The sequence below is a fragment of the Brevibacillus massiliensis genome (assembly GCF_000311785.1).
In the GTDB taxonomy this organism is placed as follows: Bacteria; Bacillota; Bacilli; order Brevibacillales; family Brevibacillaceae; genus Brevibacillus_C; species Brevibacillus_C massiliensis.
In genome coordinates, this window is the sequence record NZ_CAGW01000129.1 from 1 (window position 1) to 1,513 (window position 1,513).

The window sequence follows — 1,513 nt, forward strand, 5'->3', positions numbered from 1 at the left end:
AACTCAACTTTCGCAGCTTAAATTAACCAACAAGCCCTTGATGTGGTTGGGTAAAGTGGCTATCCATTGCTGTACTTGACTCAAAAGGGTAGACTTATCTCGTTTGCTCTTCACTTCGCAGATTTCCATGAAGTACGCGATCAATTGCTGCAACGCAGTTTTCAGGTCCAAATCACGAATTTCATCAGAGAACAAGAAAAATAGTCCGCCAAGTGAACGAGCATCGTTTTCATTTCGTCGCTCCCACTCCAGGATCAGATAGCGTGAACAGACGATCGTGGTATGGCTGATCAGCATGTCGAAGGAGCGTCCCTGAAACTCCGAACCGAGTTTCAGATACGATTTAGCGAATTTGAAGAAGGTTTCAATACTCCGGCGAATGCCATAAATACGGACGATCTCCGCATCGGAGATGGTGATGTCGGTACTAAGAATGGCGAGCCAGTCTCGTCTGCGATTCCGATTCTGAACAAAGACAAGTTTAACGGGCAGCCCGCCTTCCAGTTGCACAATCACCGACCCCAGAATCTCGGATGCTTTCGTTTTTGGCAGTCGTGCGTGGAGTTCACGCAAGGTCAGACGATCCGTTCCAAAACGGTAGCGCTGCTTCATGTCTTTGATCATCCCGATGACGTGAAGTCCGCGCCCCATGAGTTCTCGGATCAACGGGGCTTGCGTGAACCAACTGTCCATCAACACAAAGTCGGCACTAAACCCGGCTTTGAGTGCACGGTCAATCAGACCGATGACTGCATCCGGTTTGCGCGTCATGGATTCACAACGGCGTTTGTATCCATGGGTGCGCTTCAGGATTCGCTCCGCCATCTCACAGAGACGATTGGCGAGCTTCGTAGAGCTGAGCATGACAAAGTCGATGGGGGCAAAACTGAAACCATCCGACCAACCGAGTGTTAGCATGTTATACCCTCGGGTATAACGACCGGTTGTATGATCGAAAACGCGGGCAAGGAGTTCTGCTTTCTTACTGCGAGCCCGGCGCAGCACAGAGTCATCTAGATGAATGCCCGCATACGGGAAGTGGAAGTGAGCGACTCGAAGTGCTGAACAATCTTAAAGCTAAGCATATGTAAAAACCTCCGCCACGCAAAGCGGGGATGATTCAGAAAGCGATAAACAACATCCTTGCCAGGCAGTGAAGACCGGCGTTCACTGTCCAGCAGCCGAAACCAATTCCGCCCTTCAAAAACAAGTGTAAAGATAAGTTGGAAGATGGCAAGACTGGACAAACCAAATGATTTGGAAATACCGGCTTTACGCAGCAGGTTGCCAATGTTAAGGGCAGCTAGAGCAGCCGAAATTCGTTGTTCCGCCTTTTCAGACGAAGCATTGTGGTGTACCATAGAGTTACACACCTTTCGTTTGGGATGGTTGCTGGACACTTCCATTCTACCAAATCTGAAAGGTGTTTTTCTTTTGTCAATACATACTGAACTAAGCCGCCACCCCTTGTGTACAGGGCTTTAAGCAACAAATTCAGGTGCGAAAGTTGAGT

Annotated in this window: 1 pseudogene; it reads right to left on the bottom strand. The window is 48.9% G+C overall.

Annotated features, from left to right (window positions below):
- Nucleotides 1-3: 3 nt before the first annotated feature.
- Nucleotides 4-1,361: pseudogene (locus HGBM_RS26100) on the bottom strand (IS4 family transposase).
- Between the last annotated feature and the right edge of the window lie 152 nt (nt 1,362-1,513).